The sequence below is a fragment of the Streptococcus mitis ATCC 6249 genome, from assembly GCF_000146585.1.
Classification (GTDB): Bacteria; Bacillota; Bacilli; order Lactobacillales; family Streptococcaceae; genus Streptococcus; species Streptococcus mitis_AZ.
Genome location: NZ_GL397179.1, coordinates 1,599,007 through 1,619,059 on the forward strand (window position 1 = coordinate 1,599,007; position 20,053 = coordinate 1,619,059).

The 20,053-nt window shown below is 40.1% G+C and carries 23 protein-coding genes, 1 tRNA gene and 4 pseudogenes; 11 read left to right on the top strand and 17 right to left on the bottom strand.

Translation table 11 applies throughout. The annotated features are described in order from the left end of the window. Window positions 1–3 precede the first annotated feature (3 nt). The 6 genes from HMPREF8571_RS09400 to HMPREF8571_RS09425 all read right to left on the bottom strand — a co-directional run bounded on the left by HMPREF8571_RS09400 (window position 4) and on the right by HMPREF8571_RS09425 (window position 4,286). A complete protein-coding gene (locus tag HMPREF8571_RS09400; RefSeq protein WP_001188176.1) occupies window positions 4–747 on the bottom strand; it encodes a 16S rRNA (uracil(1498)-N(3))-methyltransferase in 744 nt (247 codons plus the stop codon). 1 nt (window position 748) lies between these two features. Further along, window positions 749–1,699: a 50S ribosomal protein L11 methyltransferase gene (gene prmA / locus HMPREF8571_RS09405; protein ID WP_000451156.1), complete on the bottom strand. Its 951-nt coding sequence runs from the start codon at window positions 1,697–1,699 to the stop codon at window positions 749–751. Window positions 1,700–1,836: 137 nt separating this feature from the next. Continuing rightward, window positions 1,837–2,310 (bottom strand): GNAT family N-acetyltransferase, encoded by a 474-nt coding sequence (locus HMPREF8571_RS09410; protein WP_000620151.1) that lies wholly within the window; start codon window positions 2,308–2,310, stop codon window positions 1,837–1,839. After that, a complete protein-coding gene (locus HMPREF8571_RS09415) occupies window positions 2,303–2,734 on the bottom strand; it encodes an NUDIX hydrolase (RefSeq protein WP_000401996.1) in 432 nt (143 codons plus the stop codon). Before HMPREF8571_RS09415 ends, HMPREF8571_RS09410 begins: the two co-directional genes overlap by 8 nt. A 1-nt stretch (window position 2,735) precedes the next feature. Then, window positions 2,736–3,797 carry a site-2 protease family protein gene (locus tag HMPREF8571_RS09420; RefSeq protein WP_000719640.1) on the bottom strand — a complete coding sequence of 354 codons (1,062 nt, stop codon included), beginning with the start codon at window positions 3,795–3,797 and terminating at the stop codon, window positions 2,736–2,738. An 18-nt stretch (window positions 3,798–3,815) separates the two neighbouring features. Then, window positions 3,816–4,286 (bottom strand): DUF3013 family protein, encoded by a 471-nt coding sequence (locus HMPREF8571_RS09425; RefSeq protein ID WP_000257091.1) that lies wholly within the window; start codon window positions 4,284–4,286, stop codon window positions 3,816–3,818. A gap of 115 nt (window positions 4,287–4,401) precedes the next feature. Here HMPREF8571_RS09425 and HMPREF8571_RS09430 point away from each other — a divergent pair, with 115 nt between their 5' ends. Together HMPREF8571_RS09430 and HMPREF8571_RS09435 are read left to right on the top strand one after the other, a co-directional pair. Further along, complete coding sequence (locus HMPREF8571_RS09430; RefSeq protein WP_001113202.1) at window positions 4,402–5,673, top strand: replication-associated recombination protein A; 1,272 nt, start codon at window positions 4,402–4,404, stop codon at window positions 5,671–5,673. 264 nt (window positions 5,674–5,937) lie between these two features. Further along, a tRNA-Lys gene (locus HMPREF8571_RS09435) sits at window positions 5,938–6,010 on the top strand. A gap of 119 nt (window positions 6,011–6,129) precedes the next feature. On the opposite strand, the pseudogene HMPREF8571_RS09440 reads toward HMPREF8571_RS09435, so the two are convergent. Continuing rightward, a pseudogene (locus tag HMPREF8571_RS09440) lies at window positions 6,130–6,435 on the bottom strand (site-specific integrase); the annotation flags it as partial. A 151-nt stretch (window positions 6,436–6,586) separates the two neighbouring features. Here HMPREF8571_RS09440 and HMPREF8571_RS09445 point away from each other — a divergent pair. Continuing rightward, entirely contained in the window at window positions 6,587–7,732 is a 1,146-nt protein-coding gene (locus tag HMPREF8571_RS09445; protein WP_000209241.1) for a low temperature requirement protein A, read from the top strand. A 154-nt stretch (window positions 7,733–7,886) separates the two neighbouring features. On the opposite strand, the gene HMPREF8571_RS09450 is transcribed toward HMPREF8571_RS09445, so the two are convergent. Beyond that, on the bottom strand, window positions 7,887–9,368 hold the full coding sequence (locus HMPREF8571_RS09450) for a M protein trans-acting positive regulator PRD domain-containing protein (RefSeq protein WP_001205295.1): 1,482 nt from the start codon (window positions 9,366–9,368) through the stop codon (window positions 7,887–7,889). Between the two features lie 296 nt (window positions 9,369–9,664). Here HMPREF8571_RS09450 and HMPREF8571_RS09455 point away from each other — a divergent pair, with 296 nt between their 5' ends. The 5 genes from HMPREF8571_RS09455 (at window position 9,665) to HMPREF8571_RS09475 (ending at window position 11,586) form a co-directional block, all read left to right on the top strand. After that, entirely contained in the window at window positions 9,665–9,901 is a 237-nt protein-coding gene (locus tag HMPREF8571_RS09455; RefSeq protein ID WP_000964741.1) for a GlsB/YeaQ/YmgE family stress response membrane protein, read from the top strand. Window positions 9,902–10,000: 99 nt separating this feature from the next. After that, on the top strand, window positions 10,001–10,564 hold the full coding sequence (gene amaP, locus HMPREF8571_RS09460) for an alkaline shock response membrane anchor protein AmaP (RefSeq protein WP_025168468.1): 564 nt from the start codon (window positions 10,001–10,003) through the stop codon (window positions 10,562–10,564). Window positions 10,565–10,574: 10 nt separating this feature from the next. Further along, on the top strand, window positions 10,575–10,745 hold the full coding sequence (locus HMPREF8571_RS09465) for a DUF2273 domain-containing protein (RefSeq protein ID WP_000454669.1): 171 nt from the start codon (window positions 10,575–10,577) through the stop codon (window positions 10,743–10,745). Between the two features lie 11 nt (window positions 10,746–10,756). Then, window positions 10,757–11,341, top strand: a complete 585-nt coding sequence (locus tag HMPREF8571_RS09470) for an Asp23/Gls24 family envelope stress response protein (RefSeq protein WP_000072928.1) — start codon at window positions 10,757–10,759, stop codon at window positions 11,339–11,341. A gap of 41 nt (window positions 11,342–11,382) precedes the next feature. Next, a complete protein-coding gene (locus HMPREF8571_RS09475; RefSeq protein ID WP_000102420.1) occupies window positions 11,383–11,586 on the top strand; it encodes a CsbD family protein in 204 nt (67 codons plus the stop codon). Between the two features lie 218 nt (window positions 11,587–11,804). On the opposite strand, the pseudogene HMPREF8571_RS09480 reads toward HMPREF8571_RS09475, so the two are convergent. The 3 genes and pseudogenes from HMPREF8571_RS09480 to HMPREF8571_RS09490 form a co-directional block, all read right to left on the bottom strand. After that, window positions 11,805–12,325: pseudogene (locus tag HMPREF8571_RS09480) on the bottom strand (hypothetical protein). Between the two features lie 70 nt (window positions 12,326–12,395). Beyond that, window positions 12,396–12,922, bottom strand: a pseudogene (locus tag HMPREF8571_RS09485) (thiol-disulfide isomerase). A gap of 102 nt (window positions 12,923–13,024) precedes the next feature. Next, window positions 13,025–13,480, bottom strand: a complete 456-nt coding sequence (locus HMPREF8571_RS09490; protein WP_000155398.1) for a GNAT family N-acetyltransferase — start codon at window positions 13,478–13,480, stop codon at window positions 13,025–13,027. 69 nt (window positions 13,481–13,549) lie between these two features. On the opposite strand from HMPREF8571_RS09490, the gene HMPREF8571_RS09495 reads away from it, so the two are divergent. Further along, complete coding sequence (locus tag HMPREF8571_RS09495; RefSeq protein ID WP_000566515.1) at window positions 13,550–14,212, top strand: prepilin peptidase; 663 nt, start codon at window positions 13,550–13,552, stop codon at window positions 14,210–14,212. Here HMPREF8571_RS09495 and HMPREF8571_RS09500 read toward each other — a convergent pair. After that, window positions 14,201–14,656 carry an effector binding domain-containing protein gene (locus tag HMPREF8571_RS09500; protein ID WP_000682681.1) on the bottom strand — a complete coding sequence of 152 codons (456 nt, stop codon included), beginning with the start codon at window positions 14,654–14,656 and terminating at the stop codon, window positions 14,201–14,203. The two genes, HMPREF8571_RS09495 and HMPREF8571_RS09500, sit on opposite strands and share 12 nt — an antisense overlap. A 78-nt stretch (window positions 14,657–14,734) precedes the next feature. On the opposite strand from HMPREF8571_RS09500, the gene HMPREF8571_RS09505 reads away from it, so the two are divergent. Then, on the top strand, window positions 14,735–15,634 hold the full coding sequence (locus tag HMPREF8571_RS09505; protein WP_000687277.1) for a helix-turn-helix transcriptional regulator: 900 nt from the start codon (window positions 14,735–14,737) through the stop codon (window positions 15,632–15,634). A 31-nt stretch (window positions 15,635–15,665) separates the two neighbouring features. Continuing rightward, a pseudogene (locus HMPREF8571_RS11575) lies at window positions 15,666–15,752 on the top strand (prepilin peptidase); the annotation flags it as partial. Here HMPREF8571_RS11575 and trpA read toward each other — a convergent pair. From trpA to trpD, 5 genes are read right to left on the bottom strand one after another with little or no spacing between them, the layout of a single operon-like run. After that, window positions 15,724–16,500 (bottom strand): tryptophan synthase subunit alpha, encoded by a 777-nt coding sequence (gene trpA, locus HMPREF8571_RS09510; RefSeq protein WP_001127033.1) that lies wholly within the window; start codon window positions 16,498–16,500, stop codon window positions 15,724–15,726. The pseudogene HMPREF8571_RS11575 and the gene trpA overlap by 29 nt on opposite strands. Beyond that, window positions 16,493–17,716 (bottom strand): tryptophan synthase subunit beta, encoded by a 1,224-nt coding sequence (trpB, locus tag HMPREF8571_RS09515; RefSeq protein WP_000331307.1) that lies wholly within the window; start codon window positions 17,714–17,716, stop codon window positions 16,493–16,495. The genes trpA and trpB overlap by 8 nt, the downstream gene beginning before the upstream one ends. Next, window positions 17,694–18,293 carry a phosphoribosylanthranilate isomerase gene (locus HMPREF8571_RS09520; RefSeq protein WP_000169864.1) on the bottom strand — a complete coding sequence of 200 codons (600 nt, stop codon included), beginning with the start codon at window positions 18,291–18,293 and terminating at the stop codon, window positions 17,694–17,696. Before HMPREF8571_RS09520 ends, trpB begins: the two co-directional genes overlap by 23 nt. Next, on the bottom strand, window positions 18,280–19,047 hold the full coding sequence (gene trpC, locus HMPREF8571_RS09525) for an indole-3-glycerol phosphate synthase TrpC (RefSeq protein WP_000076509.1): 768 nt from the start codon (window positions 19,045–19,047) through the stop codon (window positions 18,280–18,282). Before trpC ends, HMPREF8571_RS09520 begins: the two co-directional genes overlap by 14 nt. Then, window positions 19,044–20,048, bottom strand: a complete 1,005-nt coding sequence (gene trpD, locus HMPREF8571_RS09530; protein ID WP_000658692.1) for an anthranilate phosphoribosyltransferase — start codon at window positions 20,046–20,048, stop codon at window positions 19,044–19,046. Before trpD ends, trpC begins: the two co-directional genes overlap by 4 nt. Window positions 20,049–20,053 lie beyond the last annotated feature (5 nt).

The window sequence follows — 20,053 nt, forward strand, 5'->3', positions numbered from 1 at the left end:
CTCTTATTTCTCTAATTCTAATAAAACACTAAGGGCTGATACGGCGTAAAGTGGCGCTGTTTCTGCTCTTAGAATGCGAGGGCCTAGGCCTGCCAAGACGGCTCCTTTAGCTTCAAAACTTTTGATTTCTGCTGGTGAAAGACCGCCTTCTGGACCAAAGATAAAGAGAACTTTGCTTCCCTTTTCAAGACCACTTACAGCTTGTATGAGAGCAGCGGCTTCTCCCTCTTTTGCTGATTCTTCATAAGCCACCACAATTGAGTCAAACTGGTCAAACTGAGCTAGAAAATCTGCTTTTTTCTCAAAAAGTTTGACACTCGGCACCAGATTTCGTTTGCTTTGCTCGGCTGCTCCAAGGGCGATTTTTTCTAGTTTTTCAACCTTTTTGCCCAATTTCTTGCCATCCCACTTGGCGACCGACCAATCAGCAGGAAAGGCCCAGATTTGGCTAGCACCCAGTTCGGTCACTTTTTGAGTAATAAACTCCAGCTTGTCTCCCTTGGGAAAGCCTGATGCGGTGGTCACTTGGACAGGTAGTTCCACATTGTCAGCCAATTCTTGAACCAACTCAAACTGACGAGTTTCCACATCCAACACGCGCGCCAAGCGCTTAATTCCATCATCAAAGACCAAAGTAATCTCATCACCTTCTTTCAAGCGCATAACCTGAAACATATGCTTGCTGGTTTCCTTGTCCTCAATGGTGACTGGCGAGGTAGCATTACCCTTGACAAAATACTGCTGCATGCTAGCCTCCAATCACACCTGAAATATCCTTGGTTTTCTTAAAGATACAGGCATTCCATTCCCCTTGAATCATGTGAGTTTCAAGGAAAAATCCAGCTGACTCAGCCGACTCGCGCACCATGTCCCACTTGTCCTTGATAATGCCACTCATGATCAGGTAGCCTTCATCCTTGACCAAGCGATAAGCATCATCCGTCAGATGAATGAGAATATCCGCTAAGATATTAGCCACAATCACATCTGCCTCAATCTCAACACCCTTGAGCAAATCTCCAGCAGCAACGTGGATGTTTTCCATGCCAGGGTTGAGCTCAATATTTTCCTGAGCCACACGAACCGCCACATCATCAAGATCATAGGCGAAAATTTCCTTGGCACCAAGAAGAGAGCTAGCAATGGAAAGTACTCCTGAACCAGTACCCACATCTAATACTGTTTCTCCACCACGAAGGACCTGCTCCAAAGCAAAAAGGCTCATCTTAGTGGTTGGATGGGTTCCAGTTCCGAAGGCCATACCAGGATCTAGCTTGATAATCTTTTCTCCCGCAGTCGCCTCATAGTCCGTCCAGGACGGTACAATGGTCAAATCATGAGTGATGCGAGCTGGTTCGTAATATTTCTTCCAGTTGTCTGCCCAGTCTTCCTCAGCCAAGGCAGTCGTCCCCATCTTGACTTCTCCTAAGTCCATAAAATCTGTTAATTCTAGGAGACGAGCCTGTAAATCTGCCTCAACTGCCGCTACATCAATCGTTTCGGGATAATAGGCTGTCACCACGATTTCTTCCTGCTGTTCAACCTCAGGAAAAATTTCACCAAAACGGTCGACATTCCCCACATAGTCCATACTGTCTTCGATCGCAACACCTTGCGCTCCTAGTTCAATCAAGAGGTTGGAAACCAACTCCTCCCCCTCGCGCTTAACTGTAACTTTTAACTCTTGCCATGTTTCCATAATTAAGATACCAAGCCCGTAAAACACAAAGTCAAAATAGGAAACTCTCTGAAGACGCTTGTGTCTAAGAGAAGTTTATCTTTTTGGCACAGTGTTTAGGGCGGGTTCAGTTTAGAAATGTAACTGAACTATCCTTTCTATTCCTCTATGCATTTTTTCATGTATACCATATCCATGCCTTCTTTTTCAGGCTCGATATGGGTTTGATGGTAACCATTTTTCTCATAAAAGGCGACCATCCCCGCATCCTGTAATACCGTACACAAATCCCACTGCTTAATCGTCAGAAATTCCTTTTCCAGCAATCTCAATCCTTCAGAACCATAACCTTTTCCTTGATGCTGAGGCAAAATCGCTGCCGTTCCCAACCAAGCCTCCGTCAACTCTTTATTGGTCTGAATTCGTAAAAAACCGATAATTTCGTCCTTTTCTTTTACAAAGTAGTAATAGCTATTAGGACGCTCAACCAATTTCCACTTGATTCGTTCGCGGTCCTCCAGATAAGGATCATACTCATCTTGGTATTTCTCATAGACTGCCTTAAAACTGGCTCTTTGAATCGCAATAATCGCTTCTAAATCCTCTGCTCCTGCTCGTTCTAGTCTAATCATAGTTACTCTCCAAATAATCTCTCACTCTATCTTGCAACTGGGGTACAACCCTATCTGAGCCAAGAAACTCCTCAATTCTCATCAGTTTATAGCCCTGCCCTTCATCGCCAAAGACGATACTATCAAACTGTTCCTGCCTTAACTTGCCAACTAGAAAGACGGATTCCTTCCCCTCAAAAAGCATACTTGGGTACACCTTACTCCAAAGCAGACAATCCTCAGTCAGATGAATGCCTAGTTCTTCATAAACTTCACGCGCCACGCACTCAAAAGGACTTTCATCACCCTCTCGTCCGCCACCTGGCAATTCCCAGGTATTAGGGTATGGAATGTTTAATTTGTCATCACGTAAGATAGTTAAGAGCTTATCACCACAAAAGAGGGCAATTTTGCAACCTGTAAAATCAGAAATTTCTATTTCCATATCAAACTCCTTCAGCTAATGCCTTCTCCAGCTCCTCTAACCAGTTTGCATAGTAGCCTTTCTCATCTCGCAACATTCGACTAGTATTCATTTTCTGTCTAGCAATCTTTATAGCCTTGCGAGTTTGAGCCATGTCTTTCCTTACCTTAAATTGATACCAGGCTTGAATGATCTGCATGTCTGCCATTTTTAGAGACAAAAAGGATTTAACTCCTCGATTACTTGCATACTCCTCCGCTTTTTCATGATCTCCTTCTAGCAAGGCAATGTGAAGAAGGTATAATTGAGAAATAGTTTTAGACATTGGATTATCTGTTTTCTCTAGCATAGACTGAAACTGTTGCTTTGCAAGCTCTATATTATCATCCAATAGGAATACCAAGCCCTGAAGAGTCTGAACACTTTCTGCAAAACTCCCTCTCGCATCTTCAGCAACAGGCATGATAAAGTCTTTCAAATCATATTCTTGAGGAGCTAGCAAGGTCTGGGCAGAATGCCTCAACACCAAGTAGGCGTATTTGGTATTTTTAGGGTGGTGTAGCAATTCCCAGATTTTCGCTCCATCGGTAATCCCAACTGGCTTAGCATTGATGAGAAGAAAAGATAGATTTAGACAAATCCAAGTAGCCGCAAAATACCAGCTTCTTGTCAAAAATCCATACAATATCGCCAATAAAATCAAGCTAAGATGAACTATCAAGCCGCCTGCAAGCATCAGGATGATTCTTTGGTCGCTTTCATCTTCTTTCAATCCAATATACTGGGCGCCAACATTTTTCAGAACAGCTGTTCGGCTAAGAGAAAACTTGCCTGACTTTTTGGTTAGAAGAAAATTCCCTAATCCAAAAGCCACCAGGCGATAGCCTGTCAGGTAACCGCAAAATGCGTGTCCCAGCTCATGAAGGATAAATATCAGATAGATGCTGAAAAAAGTAAATAGGTAGCCTGGAACAAAGACAAACGAAAAATCTAACTCTTTAAAGGCAATTGTTCCAAAAGCAAATCCTAGCATCAAAAAAACAAAGGACAGACCAGAAATAAGATACAAACCTATTTTCTTCATATACTTCCTCGCTAGTTTCTAATACCTCGGATAAGGATAAAACTCCCCTTCCTCCAAGCCAACTTTTCCTTCTTCAAAGACTTCTTGGTTCCATTCCATGACAAATTCTTCTGCTTCTGGGTCTTCCAAAAAGTCCATGAGTGCATCTAGCCCAACCTCTGCAGTGTCTTTGAGGAATAGAGCAAAATAAGCTAAAAACTCACGAGAAAAACCTTTTTTAGGTAGGTAAGGGATAGCTGTCAAATAGTCTTCCTCATTGACTGTTGACTTGGCAGGATTGTAGAAAAGGACTGCTTCCTCGAAGAGAATGTCGTCTGATGAGACCTCTCCGTCCTCGTCCAGCATCTCTACTCCCGCAGCATTTTGTGCTTCCAATAAAAAACTCACTTCAACCGCGTGGTTGCGCTTGTCCCAGCTAATCTCAAAGTCAAAGGGAAAGTTCTTGTCCAATTCTTCCTCTAAAACATCTAAAAATCCGTATGTTGCCATTTTGTCCTCTTTCTATGCGACTCTTAAATCGCCCCGATTACTCGAAATTATGCTAAAATAGATACTACCATCTTACCACATATACATCAGAAAATCCATGTTAGAAAGGACTGCTATGCCTGACAATCTCGCGCTTCGCATGCGCCCAAAAACCATTGACCAGGTCATCGGTCAGGAACATCTGGTCGGACCTGGAAAAATCATCCGCCGCATGGTGGAGGCCAACCGCCTGTCCTCCATGATTCTCTACGGACCTCCAGGAATCGGCAAAACCAGTATCGCCTCTGCCATCGCTGGAACGACCAAGTATGCCTTTCGGACCTTTAATGCCACTGTTGATAGCAAAAAACGTCTCCAAGAAATCGCGGAAGAGGCGAAATTCTCTGGAGGATTAGTCCTGTTACTGGACGAGATTCATCGTCTGGATAAAACAAAGCAAGACTTTCTTCTGCCACTCTTGGAAAGTGGTCTGGTTGTCATGATTGGCGCTACGACTGAAAATCCCTTCTTTTCTGTCACTCCTGCCATTCGTAGCCGTGTTCAGATTTTTGAGTTAGAACCCTTGTCCAATCAAGACGTCAAAGAGGCGATTCAGATCGCTCTAACTGACCCTGAGCGTGGTTTTGATTTCCCAGTTGAGCTAGATGAGGATGCGCTGGATTTCATCGCAACCTCTACCAATGGAGACCTCCGTTCTGCCTTTAATTCACTAGATTTGGCTGTTCTCTCTACTCCCGAAAATGACAAGGGCATTCGCCATATCACGCTTGATATTATGGAAAATAGCCTCCAGCGAAGCTATATTACTATGGACAAGGACGGGGATGGGCACTACGATGTCCTCTCAGCCCTGCAAAAGTCTATCCGTGGCTCGGATGTCGATGCCAGTCTCCACTACGTGGCCCGCTTGATTGAGGCTGGGGATCTTCCTAGTCTCGCTCGTCGTTTGACCGTCATCGCTTATGAAGATATCGGTTTGGCCAATCCTGAAGCTCAGATCCATACTGTAACTGCTCTAGATGCTGCTCAAAAGATTGGCTTCCCAGAAGCTCGCATTCTCATTGCCAATGTCGTGATTGACTTGGCCCTTTCTCCAAAATCCAACTCAGCCTATGTGGCCATGGACAAGGCCCTTGCTGATCTCAAAACATCAGGGCATTTGCCTATCCCTCGACACCTGCGCGATGGCCACTACAGTGGAAGCAAGGAACTAGGGAATGCGCAAAACTATCTCTATCCGCACAACTATCCTGGAAACTGGGTCAAGCAAGACTATCTGCCAGAAAAAATCAAAGACCAGCGCTACTTCACTCCGGAAGATACTGGCAAGTACGAACGGGCTTTGGCGCAACGCAAGGAAACCATTGATAAATTAAGAAACTTGTGAAATCCTTTTCAAAAAAAATAATTTTTCCTCTTGAATTTTTTTAAAAAAGTGGTATCATATAAATATAGAAACGCTGTGGTGTACGACTTCACACTTAAGTGTTGACCGACTATTTTTTGTATTATTAGGGAAACAAAAGTCTTCTAACAGCATGTAGGCCGTCTCACACGGAAACAGCTTCAGTTAGAGCGAGTTGCCCACCTGCTTAATTGCGCGGGTTCAATACAAACCGTGAAGTTTCGGCACCAATACAGCTTTTTATTTGCCTTCTTAGCTCAGTTGGTAGAGCAGTAGACTCTTAATCTATGGGTCGCAGGTTCGAGCCCTGCAGGGGGCATCTAAATACAACAGGAAAAGCCTTGGAACCAAGGCTTTTTTGCTTGTCTATAACTGATTTGCCCCACATTTTTTATGAGCAATCTTTCCAGACATCTCTAATTTGATTAAATTCTTCAAAAATTTTCTCCTTACTGCTAAAAGTAAATCCAGATAGTCCTTTTCTGTATGTAAATATTTCTCTTCTGTCATCTGTTGTTCTTTGGATGAAAATAACTCGACATGTTGTGTAAAATCATCTATTAGAACTTTGTCGACAATTGCCATTTGGATGCTCTGATGAATCCCAGTATTCAATCTACTAAGAAAATTTCTACCAACTGTTTGTCCATACTTATTCATAATTCTTTGGTATTCACTCGCACGAATTTGAGTGACTTTTATTTGACATAATGATTTACTCTTTATTTCATTTGATTTATGAGACTATTTTACAAAACAGAAACCGACAAGTAATGACAAAAGAAGTCAAGGTTTTGACAATTCGCGCCACATGAAGTCATTTAAGCATCTCCTTTTCTCTCATTACCATTTTCTGTTATAATAAATTGTACTTCTAAAGTAGAAAGGCCTTAAGATGACAACTCTTATTAAACATAAACGTGTAGAATTTTCAGAACTTTTTTATGACCTAGTTTTTGTTTTTGCAATTTCAAAAGCAACTGCTTTAATTCACCATCTTCATAACGGTATTTTGACTTGGAATTCTTTACTTGATTTTTTCATATCTGTCTTGGTTATCATCAATTCCTGGATGATTCAAACCGTTTATACCAATCGCTATGGAAAGAACTCTTTATTTAACATGCTAATCATGTTTATCAACATGGGACTTTTACTCTTTGTATCCAATATGATTGGACATGGTTGGCAACAATATTTTCATTATTTCTGTTGGGCTATTGGTACATTAACCCTTACCTTATTTTTTCAATATTTGGTTGAATTTTTTAGAAAATCAACCGATAATGTTAATCGGAAAAGTATCAAAGGTTTTCTATGGATAACAGGTCTAGGAAGTTTAGGAGTCTATCTAGCAGCTCTTCTTCCTATTTACGTTGGAGTCTATATCTTTATTGCTAGTACTCTGCTAACATTTATTATGCCAATTATCTCGCTTAGTAAAGATGAGCATTTCCAGGTAAATCTCCCCCATTTAATCGAGCGCATCTCCCTTCTTGTCATTATTACGTTTGGAGAGGTGATTATGGGGCTAGCTAACTTCTTTACAATCGAGAATTTCTCGATTTATTCGGTTCTTTATTTCATTATTATACTTTCTCTGTTCATGTTTTATTTTGGTCAATTCGACCATGCTATTGATGAAAAATCTAATCAAAAGGGACTATTTCTAATTTACAGTCACTATCCTATTTTCATTGGACTTATGATGATGACTGTTTCGATGAGTTTTCTTCTGAATCCTGAAGCTAATCTTCTTTTTGCAACCAGCTTCTCTTATATCGGATTTGGCCTCTTCCAAGTTGCTGTCCTAGTAAATGGGCCCTATAACAAACACTATCTTCGCTATTCGAAAAGTTACTACTGTGTCCAAGCGACACTCTATCTGGCTGCCTTGATTCTCTCTTTAATCTTTGCTTCTAATCCTATAATAGTAGTGAGTATAACAACCATTTTAGCTCTAGCTATAGCCATTCATTTTATTTATTTTTATATGACACAGAATAAAAAATATTCCACATCTAACTGGGAGTTATTTTAATGAGTTTATAACATAAAAAAAGCTTTGGGAACCAAGGCTTTTTGTTGTTCTGAACTAAAAAATGACAGGATTGTTAGGATATTCTGAGTCTAATATATATGAAATTCTTTTCTTATAAGAAAAAACGCTATCTAGCGTTTTTTGTTATTCTTAGTTACTCGTCTAATCGAATAAACATCATTGCGTTAAGCAAAGAGATGAGAGCGACTGTATTGACATTATTGGAATAGATCAGTCTCTTATTTTCAATAGGCGGAATAATAAAATTAGAAATAATGATGTCGTAAGGTGATTCTTTTAGAGCATCAAGTGATAACTCTAATTCACTCCAAACTTCCAGTTCAAAATTGTTACTGCAATAGTAAGAAAGTGTCTCAGCTACTGATTTTGCATGATACTGATCAAAATTACTCATGACCAAAACCTTTAATTTAGGTTGATTTTGTAAAAGATTTAACACCAAGTGTTTGCTATGAGTGATAAAAGTATAGGACAAATGATTGACTTTCATTGAATTACGATCCATATCCAAAGCCTCTAGATAGTGTTCAATCCCTTCCTTCACCTCTGAAACGAAGCGAGGGAAAATATTTTGAAAGTTCTTGATTGTATTGCCCTTTTGATCAAATAGGATAAACTCTGTCGATAATTCCTGGCGATGCAGATGTGCCGTATTATGCAGATGCCAAATCAGATTGTCTTTATTGTCTACTTGAAGATTATAGTCTCTTGATACCTGATCCACTAAATCTCCCAATAACTGATACGATTTTTTTACATAGCTGTCTGTTTTTGCATGGTTCAAGAATACTTCTTCATCTATGAAAAACATTTTTTGAAAATAGGATACAAACAGTTGACCTATCACTTCTTTATTCAGAGAGATACGATATTCAGAATCAAAGCTCGCTACAATCTCTTCGATGCCTTCTGCCTGCATGAAAGACTCTAACAATTGATTGTTAAAAGAATTTTTCTCAACTTCCATAAAATGACCAAACTTTATTCGGTATAAATTTGTTACGAGGAGTAACTTTAACATTCGTTGAGTGGCGAAATTGACAGGAAATGCAGTTTCTTTATAGACCAGTGCCAACAGTTTACACAAAGGTTCTACAGAAAAATCTTCAAAGGGCCATTCAAGGAAATAATATTTCTCTGAAAAATACTGGGCAAAAAAGTAACGGATATCGATTTCATTTCCAGTGATTTGAACTGGATTGAGGCTAATTTCAAAACGATATTGCTTCTTAATAATTTTATTAATATGACTGATGATACGGTAAAGTGAGGAAGAACTGATATAAAACTCTTTGCAAATACTATCAGTATCACATCCTTCATTAAAAAAGATAAATTCTAAAATTGAAAAGTGGGTTGAATGCTTAAAAAAATGATGATAGACCATCTCAATATCACTATCATCAGTATTAATGATACGGATGCCGTTTGTTGAGGAATGAAATATCAAGTCAGGAAAAGAAGACCTGACATGGGACAAGTCATCTTTTACAGAACGTTCTGTACAGTGCAATAATTCTGCTAGTTCTGAAATATGAAACCAGCGTTTGTTTTCAAATAGTAATTCTAATAATTCTAATTGTCTGTGACTTTTTTTCGATAATAAATCTCTCATGGATAGCTTTTCTTTCTTTATAATAAACTGAAGGATTGTCTTTCAATCTTCATGCAATTATACCACATGGAGTGTATTTATCCTCTTACAACGACTTTTGCTTGTCATAAAAAGACTAGTCTAATCCCTTAGAAACCCAGTAGCTTCAAGATTTTCTTATTTATTTGTATCTAAAGTACATGTTTACAGTACGGTTTTTAAGACGAACTATTATGTTTCCAAGTTGAAATACTATATAATTAGTTCAATCAAAGAAATTGACTCTTTGATTTAGAAATAGAAAAGGAGGATACACTATGTTGTGGTCCATTATTGTAGGAGGTCTTATTGGTCTCATCGCAGGTGCAATCACTAAAAAAGGTGGTTCAATGGGATTGATTGCAAATATCTTTGCAGGTCTTATCGGTTCGTCTGTAGGGCAATCACTTCTAGGAAGCTGGGGACCTTCATTGGCTGGAATGGCTATTATTCCGTCAATCGTTGGTGCTGTGATTGTTGTTGCAGTCGTTTCATTTCTATTTGGTAAAAAATAAGCATTACCTAATAAGAAATTAAAAGTGATAAGCCATAATTTTGAATACTGTAGACGGGTAAAATTATGGTTTAAAGCTTTTCAATTGAAAGGATTTAATATGTCAAAATCAAAGAAAATATTGTTACTTATTTTCTGTATCTTAATCTTGACTATTTTCCTTCCTATTCTCATAGATTATCATCAGGTCAGTGATTTAGGGATCCACTTATTCAGTTGGAGAGAACTCTACGCTGAATTCCTGATTGCTAGATATGTCTTTTGGGGGACACTTGTCCTATCTGTTTTAGTTTTAATTTCAATGTTAGTGATACTCTTTTATCCTAAACAATATCTAGAGATTCAATTAGAAACTCAAGAAGATACATTAAAACTAAAAAATTCAGCTATCGAAGGCTTTGTTCGATGTTTGGTTATTGATCATCAGTTGATGAAAGAACCAACGGTCCATGTAAATAGCCGCAAAAATAAATGTTTCGTTACTGTAGAAGGGAAAATTCTTCCTTCAGACAACATCTCAAATCGATGTCTAGTCATTCAGAATGAAATAACTCATGGATTAAAGCAGTTCTTTGGTATTGAACGTGAGGTAAAACTTGAAGTTAAAGTAAAAGAATTTGAACCTCGAAAAACGACCAAAAAGACTGTTAGTCGTGTAAAGTAAGGAAGTAAAAATGGAATGGTTTAAAAAATATCAGTATCCAATCATTGCAGGTTTAGTAGGTGTCATTCTCGCTTGCTTTATCCTATCCTTTGGCTTTTTCAAAACACTATTTGTACTAATTTGTGGAGCCCTAGGAGCATTTGCTGGATACTATGTTAAGGAAAAATATTTAAATAAATAAAGGAGTCTCGTATGTCAAACGTAGATAAAAATGTAGAAAAAAAAGATATTGCTGTTGTTTCTCAAGATGTTAAAGGGGAACTCACTTATGAGGATAAAGTAATCCAAAAAATCATTGGTCTTTCACTTGAAAAAGTACCTGGACTTTTGGATGTGGATGGAGGATTCTTCTCTAATCTAACAGAAAAAATTATCAATACAGATAATGTCACTCATGGTGTCAATGTTGAAGTTGGGAAAGAGCAAGTTGCAGTTGACTTGAACATTGTTGTTGAATACCAAAAGAATGTCCCTGCTTTGTACAAAGAAATCAAAGATGTTGTCGTATCACAAGTTACAAAAATGACTGATCTAGAAGTTGTTGAAGTCAATGTGAATGTTGTTGATATCAAAACGAAAGAACAGCATGAAGCAGATTCAGTAAGCCTCCAAGACCGAGTAACTGACGTGGCTTCTTCAACAGGAGAATTTGCTTCAGAACAATTTGAAAAAGTGAAATCTGGTATCGGTTCAGGTGTTGCTGCTGTTCAAGAAAAAGTAGGCGAAGGTGTTGAAGCCGTTAAGGGCGAAGCAAAGGAAAATGCTCGCGTACACTAATTCATCTGATCAAAATCAATCAATTTAAAGGAGGCAGAATCATGTCAACAGAAGAAAAATTAAACCAAGCAAAAGGTTCCATTAAAGAAGGTGTCGGCAAAATGATCGGCGATGAAAAAATGGAAAAAGAAGGAGCAGCTGAAAAAGTTGTTTCTAAAGTAAAAGAAGTTGCTGAAGATGCTAAAGATGCTGTCGAAGGCGCTATTGAAGGTGTGAAAAACATGCTTCACAAAGATGAAAAATAAGGCTAAACGTTAATTGACCTTTTTATCTATAGTAGTCAAAAAGAGGACCGTAAATGTCCTCTTTTTTTGTACATCGGATTCTAAACACGCTTCCCAATTTTCGTTAAAAGAAATTCTTAACAGGAAAAGCTCTGTTTTCAGGGCTTTTTGCTTGTTTAAAATAATAGCTCCCTTTTAAAAGAAACAAAATTGAAAAGGTTACACACTACTAGACTGGCTTATTTATCCACCACCTGAGCTTCAAATTGGGCTGGTTTCTTGTCTACATTGGTAATGGTGATCGTGTAGGGCTTGTTATTGGTGCATCAAAGACTTTTTCACCTTGGTAACTCAAAACAACTCCATCTTTTACTAAATAAATATCTGGTTGCTTGTTTGGAAGTTCTTCATCCTCCTCGTCCAAACCATGGCTTTTTATAATTTTTTGTCCCTCTACTTCATAGTAAACATCTCCATTACTCTCACTCCAAACACTAGAGTCAGTTAATTTAATTTTACTTGAATCGTTTTTCTTCAAGATGAAGAGTGAATAGTATTCCAAATCTTGTGTTCTGGGATTTACTCTTAAGTTGACGGATTGACCTGGTTGAAGAGTGTATTTGCCATAGTTCAAAACGGAAAAGACAAACCAGACTAGCAGCAAACTATACAAGACTCCTATAATTATTCGTGAGCGCCTACTTTTAAACAAACGTAAAAGTAAGACAAAAGAGACAATAAAGAGCAATTCTGTAAACATTCTTGTCCCTCCTTTCTCATCATCGTTGACATCCTGAACAAGGTCTCGTGTTCATTTCTCACTGGTAACATCAACCATACAAAGTCTGATACATCTTATCTAGAAAAGCTTTCAACTCTTTTCGAACAATCTTTAATAGGCGTTCTTCTTCGGCTTGAGAGACGGTCACACTTTCTTTTATATTGTTTTCATTAACTTGAAAGTAGCTACTAGAAACTAAATCAAAGTTCTTATCCAATTCATATAGTACACTAGTTATTTTACCATCTATCTCTATTCTAAAATAAGCAGTTACCCCATTCCGTCCCGGATTTGAGATATCCAAATCGATGTCTCCTTTTATCCCTACGGAGTCAATCCCTCCATCCAAGCGGATAGCACCGTCGGGAGGAACAATATAGCCTGCTTTTCGCATGTCAGACGCATATTTTTCTGACGCCATTAAATGTTGTAAGACTGCTATATTATCCTTTTCTTCAAAGGAAGCCTTTAGTTGGAACTGTTTTGGTGGCTTTGATACTGAAAATAAAGAGTGATACCAACAACTAAGGCAAGTACAGAAGCGAGCAAGATTCGTATTTTTCTACATTTCGACATGTTTATCTCCTCTATCTAAGAAATCATAATAATCTTGTTTCCAACTTTGAAAGGTAACTGTTTTATCCCCGGATATCCTTGGAACTCTAACTCAAGTGACTGCTATCTACCCTTTTTCATGATGTATTTTCGTATAGGTTTTTCAACCATTTGAACGATTTCAAATCCTTCTTTTTGGTAAAGATTGTAAGCTTTTTGATTTGCCTCGTAGACATTTAGAGAGACAGTATCTATGTCTTCATTTTCAAATGCCAAACTAACAAATTTCCTTAAAGCCTGGCTACCTAAGCCTTGCCCCTGCTTCTGGGGGTTGATAAAAAATCTCCCGATATGAAGATTCCTGTCTTCTAGCCTGATTTTCTGGATAAGCCCCACAAACTCTTGTCCATCAAAGATTGAAAAGATCCCTTCCAAATCTTGCAAGACTTGAATTGTCAAGGGAAAAGGAATCATTGGTCCCATCCATTGTTCTTGAAAAGATTTGCCAAGGGAGTTGGACCATTGGCATACGAATTGAGCGTTTTCTATACTCACCTTTTCTTCAAAACGAATTGTCATATTTTCCTCACCATCTTATCTATGTTTCTCCATTATACTACTTCTCCTATTTTTTACGAATAGATAAGTATGATTGATCTTTATTTTTTTCTTGTTGGGAGCATTCTCGCTTCCTTTCTCGGTTTGGTCATTGACCGTTTCCCTGAGCAATCCATTATTCGACCAGCTAGCCACTGCGATTCCTGTCAGACTCGCTTGCGTCCCTTAGATTTGATTCCGATTATCTCTCAAGTGATTGGTCGCTTTCGCTGTCGCTACTGCAAGGTTCGCTATCCATTCTGGTATGCCCTCTTTGAATTGGGCTTGGGGTTACTTTTTCTGTCTTGGTCTTGGGGCTTTATTTCCTTGGGGCAAGTCATCCTAATCACTGCTGGCTTGACCTTGGGAATCTATGACTTTCGCCATCAGGAATATCCCTTAATGGTTTGGCTAACTTTCCACCTAATCCTCATGGCCTGCTCTGGCTGGAATCTGGTTATGGTCTTCTTTCTTACTCTTGGAATCATGGCCCATTTTATCAATATCCGCATGGGAGCAGGGGATTTTCTCTTTCTGGCTTCTTGTGCTCTCATCTTTAGCGCGACAGAATTACTGATTTTGATCCAGTTCGCTTCTGCGACGGGGATCCTAGCCTTTCTCCTCCAAAAGAAAAAGGAAAGACTTCCTTTTGTGCCTTTCCTCTTACTTGCTGCGACTATAATAATTTTCTATCAGTTCTTATTAGTTTGTTGAATTGGGAACCCAAAGCTCAACTTCTGCATCCATAGGATTACCGTTTAAAAGTATTTCTAAGATAATTCCATCATTGTAAAGCGAGCTATATTCTCCCTCAAAAAAGTTATCCTCCAATTTATCAAACAATAGTCTTGATTTATCACCACTGGCTGAACTTACTAAATAATCTTTTTCTGGGACAAGAATGCTTTCGTAACATGCCACAGCATTATTTGCCGCAACTCCTGCGTAGTATTGTATACCATCTTTATGAGGAACTATCAAAGCATAGCCTCTTTTATCTATGGAATGGGGCATCAATTTTCCTAGCATTCCTTCTTTAAATAACTGAGTATAGAATGCCGTTTTCTCTTTAGAATAGTGATGTTCATGAACTGTAGTTCCTTCTATCAAAATACTCTTGCCAACTAAGGTAAACGATGGTTTAGTTTGATGTTTCATTATATGAACTCCTTTCTTTATGGTATAATCATAACAAAAGTAATATGACAACTATCTGTCATATTTTAGGAGAAAATTATGAAAATCGACCGTCAAATGGGGATTATTTCTCATTTAGTAAATAAACGAAAAACAACAGCTAAAGAATTATCAGAACTTTTTAAAGTCAGCACACGAACTATTATGAGAGATATTGATGATTTATCTCTTGCAGGCATTCCTCTCTATGTAATGAAAGGAAAGAATGGAGGCATTTTTCTTATGGAAGACTTCCAAACTGATAAACCTCCCCTGACTCAATCCGAAAGGCTTTCGATCGAATCTGGTTTAAAAAGCCGTTATCAAGTATTGGAAGATGCCTCTACTTTCAATGCTATATTGAAATTAAATGCTACCAATACATACTCTGATTTCGAAATTGATTTATCTCTATCTCAAGGGAACTTGGAAATACGAACTTTGATTTTTAAGTTATTGGAAGCTATCAGAGGTAGAGTAAAAATAAAATTTTCCTATATTAATTCACAAGGACTGATGAGTCAAAAAAATTGTGAGCCTTATCGTATTGTCTATAAGGACCGGAGTTGGTATATGGATGCCTACGATACTGATAAAGCGCGTTTTTCTGTTTTTAAAGTTGCTAGAATTAGTGAACTTACTCTCTCCGATACTTTTTCAAAAAGACATTTTACTCCACTTCCCTATGATGGTGGTGCTTGGATGAATGAAAACAAAGTACCTGTCATCCTGCACGTCCAGAAAATTGTTCTTGATCGATTTGTGGAACTCTTAGGCTATAATGCCATAAAACCTATTAATAGCGATATTTACGAGATTACTTATCCGTTAAACGACAATGATTGGGGATACAATACCTTGCTTGCTTTTGGAAAATACATCACTGTTATATCTCCTAAGTATTTCCTGAAACATTTCACCAACTATATAGATACCATTCATAAGCAATACCCAAACTAATATTCAACTGTCATTCATGAACTTATACCCTCAAAAGAAAAAGGAAAGACTTCCTTTTGTCCCTTTCCTCTTACTTGCTGCTTGTTTGATTATTTTTGGTAAGCTACTGCTTGTTTGATAAAGTCCTCAATCGGCTCTCCCTGGTGGAGAGCTTTTACAATTTTTGAACCGACGATAACGCCATCTGACACCGCATTGAAACGTTCTACATCGACTTGACTAGATACGCCAAAGCCTGTCAAGACTGGGATGTCTGCTACTTGGTGCAATTGTGCCAGGTGCTTGTCCAAGTCTGCGCGGTAATTGCCAGATTTCCCTGTCACCCCATTGATGGCAACGGCATAGACAAAGCCTTCCGCTCCCTTGATCAACTCTTTCTGACGTTCAAGTCCTGTGGTCAAACTAACTAGGGGAATCAAGGCAATATCTGTGTCTACCAAAAAGGGCTCTATAAAGTTGGCATGCTCATGAGGCAGGTCTGGGATAATCAAGCCCTTAACTGCTGTATCTGCCAAATCTTTGACAAATTTCTCCACACCGTACTGAAAGAGGGGGTTGAAGTAGGTCATGATGACCAGTGGCACCTCAGTCTGAATGGTTTTCAAGGTTTCAACCAAAGCCCGGGTAGAAGTCCCATGAGCTAGACTTCGCAAGCCTGCTTCTTCGATCACAGGTCCATCAGCAACAGGGTCTGAAAAGGGAATGCCCACTTCAATAGCTGAAACACCCAAATCTTCTAAAAAGTGGATTGTTTCAGCGAGACCATCCAAACCTTTCTCATGGTCCCCAGCCATGATATAAGGAACGAAAATTCCCTTTCCAGTCGCTTTTATAGCATTTAATTTTTCTGTTAATGTCTTAGGCATGAGCTTCTCCCTTCTTTGCTGCATCTGCTTCCAAGCGGTCTTTGACTTGAACCACATCCTTGTCCCCACGTCCAGATAGGCAGACAATCATAGACTTGTCTGGTCCAAGTTCTTTGGCCAATTTCACTGCGAAGGCGATAGCGTGGCTAGATTCCAAGGCTGGGATAATCCCTTCCACACGAGACAAGAGCTGGAATCCTTCCAAGGCTTCCTCGTCCGTCACAGGAACATAGCTGGCACGTTTGATATCGTGGTAGTGAGAATGTTCTGGACCGATACCAGGATAGTCCAAACCTGCTGAGATAGAGAAAGCTTCAAGAATTTGACCATGAGCATCTTGGAGCACATCCATGAGGGAACCGTGAAGGACACCCGGACGCCCCTTGGTCAAGGTAGCTGCATGGTGCTCTGTATCCACACCAAGTCCAGCTGCTTCAGCCCCATACATGGCTACAGACTCATCTTCTACAAAGGGATGGAAGAGACCGATGGCATTAGAACCACCACCAACACAGGCTACTAGGGCATCTGGCAAATCTTGACCTGTCAAGTCACGGTACTGTTGTTTAGCCTCTCGACCGATGACACTTTGGAAGTCACGAACGATTTCTGGGAAAGGATGAGGCCCCAAGGCAGAACCAAGGATATAGTGGGTATCATCGATATTTGCCACCCATGAACGAAGGGCTGCATTGACCGCATCCTTAAGCACGCGCGAACCATCTGTCACGGCTTCAACCTTTGCTCCCAAAAGCTCCATACGAAAGACATTAAGGGCTTGGCGTTTGACATCTTCCTCACCCATATAGATGGTACATTCCATGTTGAAGAGGGCCGCAGCTGTTGCAGTTGCCACACCGTGCTGACCAGCACCAGTTTCAGCGATAATTTTCTTTTTGCCCATGCGTTTAGCCAGAAGAACTTGTCCTAAGGCATTGTTAATCTTGTGGGCCCCTGTATGGTTGAGGTCTTCCCGTTTGAGGTAAATCTTGGCTCCGCCGATATGCTGAGTCAAGTTTTTTGCATAGTAAAGGGGAGTTTCACGCCCTACATACTGGCGCAAGAGCTGATTTAATTCCTCTTGGAAACTTGGGTCTGCCTGACTTTCACGGTAGGCCTTCTCCAACTCCAAAACTGCTGTCATCAGTGTTTCTGGGACGAAACGTCCGCCAAATCTTCCGTAAAATCCATCTTTATTTGGTTCCTGATATGCCATGCTTTACCCTCTCTATAAATCTTCTAATCTTTTCATGATCTTTTTGTCCATCTGTCTCCACTCCACTCGATACATCTACTGCATAGGGAGTAAAGTGTTGAATTGCTTTTACTACATTATCTTCATTAAGGCCACCTGCGATAAAGAAGGGCTGAGCTAGTCCTGTCGTATCCAATCGTCCCCAGTCAAAGGTCTGGCCACTCCCAGCCACAGGGGCATCAAAGAGTAGATAGTCTGCCTGAGAATTGGGTACATGCCCCTCTCCATCCACCTGCACGGCCTGAATGCTGGCACAAGGTAAATCCTCAAACAAATCATCCCCTACCTGACCATGAACTTGTACCAAGTCCAAGCCAACTTTGTCAATCGCTTTTAGCAATTCTGCCCGACTTGGTGAAACAAATACGCCAACCTTTTTTACATCGGAAGGAATGAGTTTTGCCAGCTCAGTAGCCTCTTCCAAGGTCACCTGTCTCTTACTGGGTGCGAAGACAAAACCGATGTAGTCTGCCCCTGCTGAAACGGCTGTCTCAACCGCTTCTTTGGTCAATAGTCCACAAATTTTAACCTTTGTCAATCTGCAACTCCTTGATTCTCTGGGCTACATCTTCTGCCTGCATGAGAGCTGTCCCAACCAAAATTCCGTTAAAGTATGGTGCAACGCGTTTTGCATCCTTCCCTGTGAAAATAGCAGATTCAGAAATGTAATAACGATCTTCCTTAAAGTGCTGGGCCAAGTCTACACTGGTCTGCAAGTCGACTTCAAAGGTGGTCAAGTTGCGGTTGTTAACCCCAATAAACTCAGCACCCAGTCTGTGGGCCACCTCTAGTTCAGCTAGATTGTGAGTCTCCACCAAGACTTCCAGACCAAGCTCTGTCGCATAGTCGTACAGTTCTTTGAGGCGTTCTTCTGACAAGGCTGCCACAATGAGCAAGATAACTGTCGCCCCTGCATTCCGAGCTCGGATGATTTGCTTTTCATCGATGATAAAGTCCTTGTTGAGCGTTGGAATGTTTACCTGACTGGAAATCTCACGCAGATAATCCAAATGCCCTTTAAAGAAAACTTCATCTGTCAACACCGAAATCATCACTGCGCCGTTTGCTTCATAAGTCTGGGCCTGTTGCACAATATCCACATCGAGATTGATATCTCCCAGACTAGGGCTAGCCTTCTTGACCTCAGCGATTACCTGCAAACGGTCTTGATGTTGTTTTAAATAGTCAGATAAGCGATAGGTCTGGCGCAAGGGCTGGATTTCCTCCAGCTCCATTTGCTCGACTTCATGCGCCTTCTGCTCTAAAATTCGTGCTAAAAATTCCTGACTCATTTTTGGTACTCCTGTAACAGTCTAAGTTTTTCAAGGGCCTTGCCACTAGCAATGACTTCGCGAGCCAAAGCAACTCCTTCCTTGATATTATCTACCTTACCATTAGCATAGAAACCAAGACCAGCATTTAAAACTGTAGTTTCCAAGAATGGACTTGGTTCATTTTTAAGAACACTAAGCAAAATTTCTGCATTTTCCTGAGCGTTTCCTCCTCGAATGTCTTCAATAGCAATGCGTTCCATTCCTAAATTCTCTGGAGTGAAGCTTGATAAGGTGATTTCACCATTTTCAAGAAGAGCAATCTTGGTTGTTCCGTTCAAGCCAGCTTCATCTAGCCCTTCTGGTCCAGCAACCACGATAGCACGTTTGCGACCCATATTTTTCAAAACCTGAGCGGTACTTTCTAGCAGTTCTGGACGACTAATTCCAAGCAACTGTGTTTCCAAGGCCATTGGATGAATCAGTGGACCAGTCAAGTTCATAATCGTTGGAATTCCCAACTCCAAACGAGCTGGCATGATGTATTTCATTGCTGGGTGCATATTTTTAGCAAAGAGAAAAACGATTCCAGTTTTATCGAAAACCTTACCGAGTTCAGCTGGTTTGAGATCTAGGTTGATGCCCAAGGCTTGAAGGACATCTGCCGAACCCGATTTAGAAGAAATCGAGCGGTTACCGTGTTTTGCCATATGAATGCCGCCACCAGCCAAGACAAAGGCTGCAGTTGTTGAGATATTAAAGCTGAAGGACTTGTCTCCACCTGTACCACAGTTGTCCATGGCGTCATGAATCTCTGTAGGTATGTGTTGGGCATGGCCTCTCATGACTTGTGCAATGGCTGTGCGTTCTTCAGGTGTTTCCCCCTTCATCTTAAGTGCCAAGAGGAGAGAAGCAATCTGCGCTTCGGTTACACGCCCAGTTACGATACGCTCGATGACATCCGTCATTTCCACACCTGATAAATTTTCAAATTTTGCTAGTTTTTCAATAATCTCTTTCATCCTAG

Excerpts from the sequence above, each read along its gene's own strand:
- HMPREF8571_RS09400 (WP_001188176.1), bottom strand. The coding sequence starts at position 747 with ATGCAGCAGTATTTTGTCAAGGGTAATGCTACCTCGCCAGTCACCATT.
- prmA (WP_000451156.1), bottom strand. The coding sequence starts at position 1,699 with ATGGAAACATGGCAAGAGTTAAAAGTTACAGTTAAGCGCGAGGGGGAG.
- HMPREF8571_RS09410 (WP_000620151.1), bottom strand. The coding sequence starts at position 2,310 with ATGATTAGACTAGAACGAGCAGGAGCAGAGGATTTAGAAGCGATTATT.
- HMPREF8571_RS09415 (WP_000401996.1), bottom strand. The coding sequence starts at position 2,734 with ATGGAAATAGAAATTTCTGATTTTACAGGTTGCAAAATTGCCCTCTTT.
- HMPREF8571_RS09420 (WP_000719640.1), bottom strand. The coding sequence starts at position 3,797 with ATGAAGAAAATAGGTTTGTATCTTATTTCTGGTCTGTCCTTTGTTTTT.
- HMPREF8571_RS09425 (WP_000257091.1), bottom strand. The coding sequence starts at position 4,286 with ATGGCAACATACGGATTTTTAGATGTTTTAGAGGAAGAATTGGACAAG.
- HMPREF8571_RS09430 (WP_001113202.1), top strand. The coding sequence starts at position 4,402 with ATGCCTGACAATCTCGCGCTTCGCATGCGCCCAAAAACCATTGACCAG.
- HMPREF8571_RS09445 (WP_000209241.1), top strand. The coding sequence starts at position 6,587 with ATGACAACTCTTATTAAACATAAACGTGTAGAATTTTCAGAACTTTTT.
- HMPREF8571_RS09450 (WP_001205295.1), bottom strand. The coding sequence starts at position 9,368 with ATGAGAGATTTATTATCGAAAAAAAGTCACAGACAATTAGAATTATTA.
- HMPREF8571_RS09455 (WP_000964741.1), top strand. The coding sequence starts at position 9,665 with ATGTTGTGGTCCATTATTGTAGGAGGTCTTATTGGTCTCATCGCAGGT.
- amaP (WP_025168468.1), top strand. The coding sequence starts at position 10,001 with ATGTCAAAATCAAAGAAAATATTGTTACTTATTTTCTGTATCTTAATC.
- HMPREF8571_RS09465 (WP_000454669.1), top strand. The coding sequence starts at position 10,575 with ATGGAATGGTTTAAAAAATATCAGTATCCAATCATTGCAGGTTTAGTA.
- HMPREF8571_RS09470 (WP_000072928.1), top strand. The coding sequence starts at position 10,757 with ATGTCAAACGTAGATAAAAATGTAGAAAAAAAAGATATTGCTGTTGTT.
- HMPREF8571_RS09475 (WP_000102420.1), top strand. The coding sequence starts at position 11,383 with ATGTCAACAGAAGAAAAATTAAACCAAGCAAAAGGTTCCATTAAAGAA.
- HMPREF8571_RS09490 (WP_000155398.1), bottom strand. The coding sequence starts at position 13,480 with ATGACAATTCGTTTTGAAGAAAAGGTGAGTATAGAAAACGCTCAATTC.
- HMPREF8571_RS09495 (WP_000566515.1), top strand. The coding sequence starts at position 13,550 with ATGATTGATCTTTATTTTTTTCTTGTTGGGAGCATTCTCGCTTCCTTT.
- HMPREF8571_RS09500 (WP_000682681.1), bottom strand. The coding sequence starts at position 14,656 with ATGAAACATCAAACTAAACCATCGTTTACCTTAGTTGGCAAGAGTATT.
- HMPREF8571_RS09505 (WP_000687277.1), top strand. The coding sequence starts at position 14,735 with ATGAAAATCGACCGTCAAATGGGGATTATTTCTCATTTAGTAAATAAA.
- trpA (WP_001127033.1), bottom strand. The coding sequence starts at position 16,500 with ATGCCTAAGACATTAACAGAAAAATTAAATGCTATAAAAGCGACTGGA.
- trpB (WP_000331307.1), bottom strand. The coding sequence starts at position 17,716 with ATGGCATATCAGGAACCAAATAAAGATGGATTTTACGGAAGATTTGGC.
- trpC (WP_000076509.1), bottom strand. The coding sequence starts at position 19,047 with ATGAGTCAGGAATTTTTAGCACGAATTTTAGAGCAGAAGGCGCATGAA.
- trpD (WP_000658692.1), bottom strand. The coding sequence starts at position 20,048 with ATGAAAGAGATTATTGAAAAACTAGCAAAATTTGAAAATTTATCAGGT.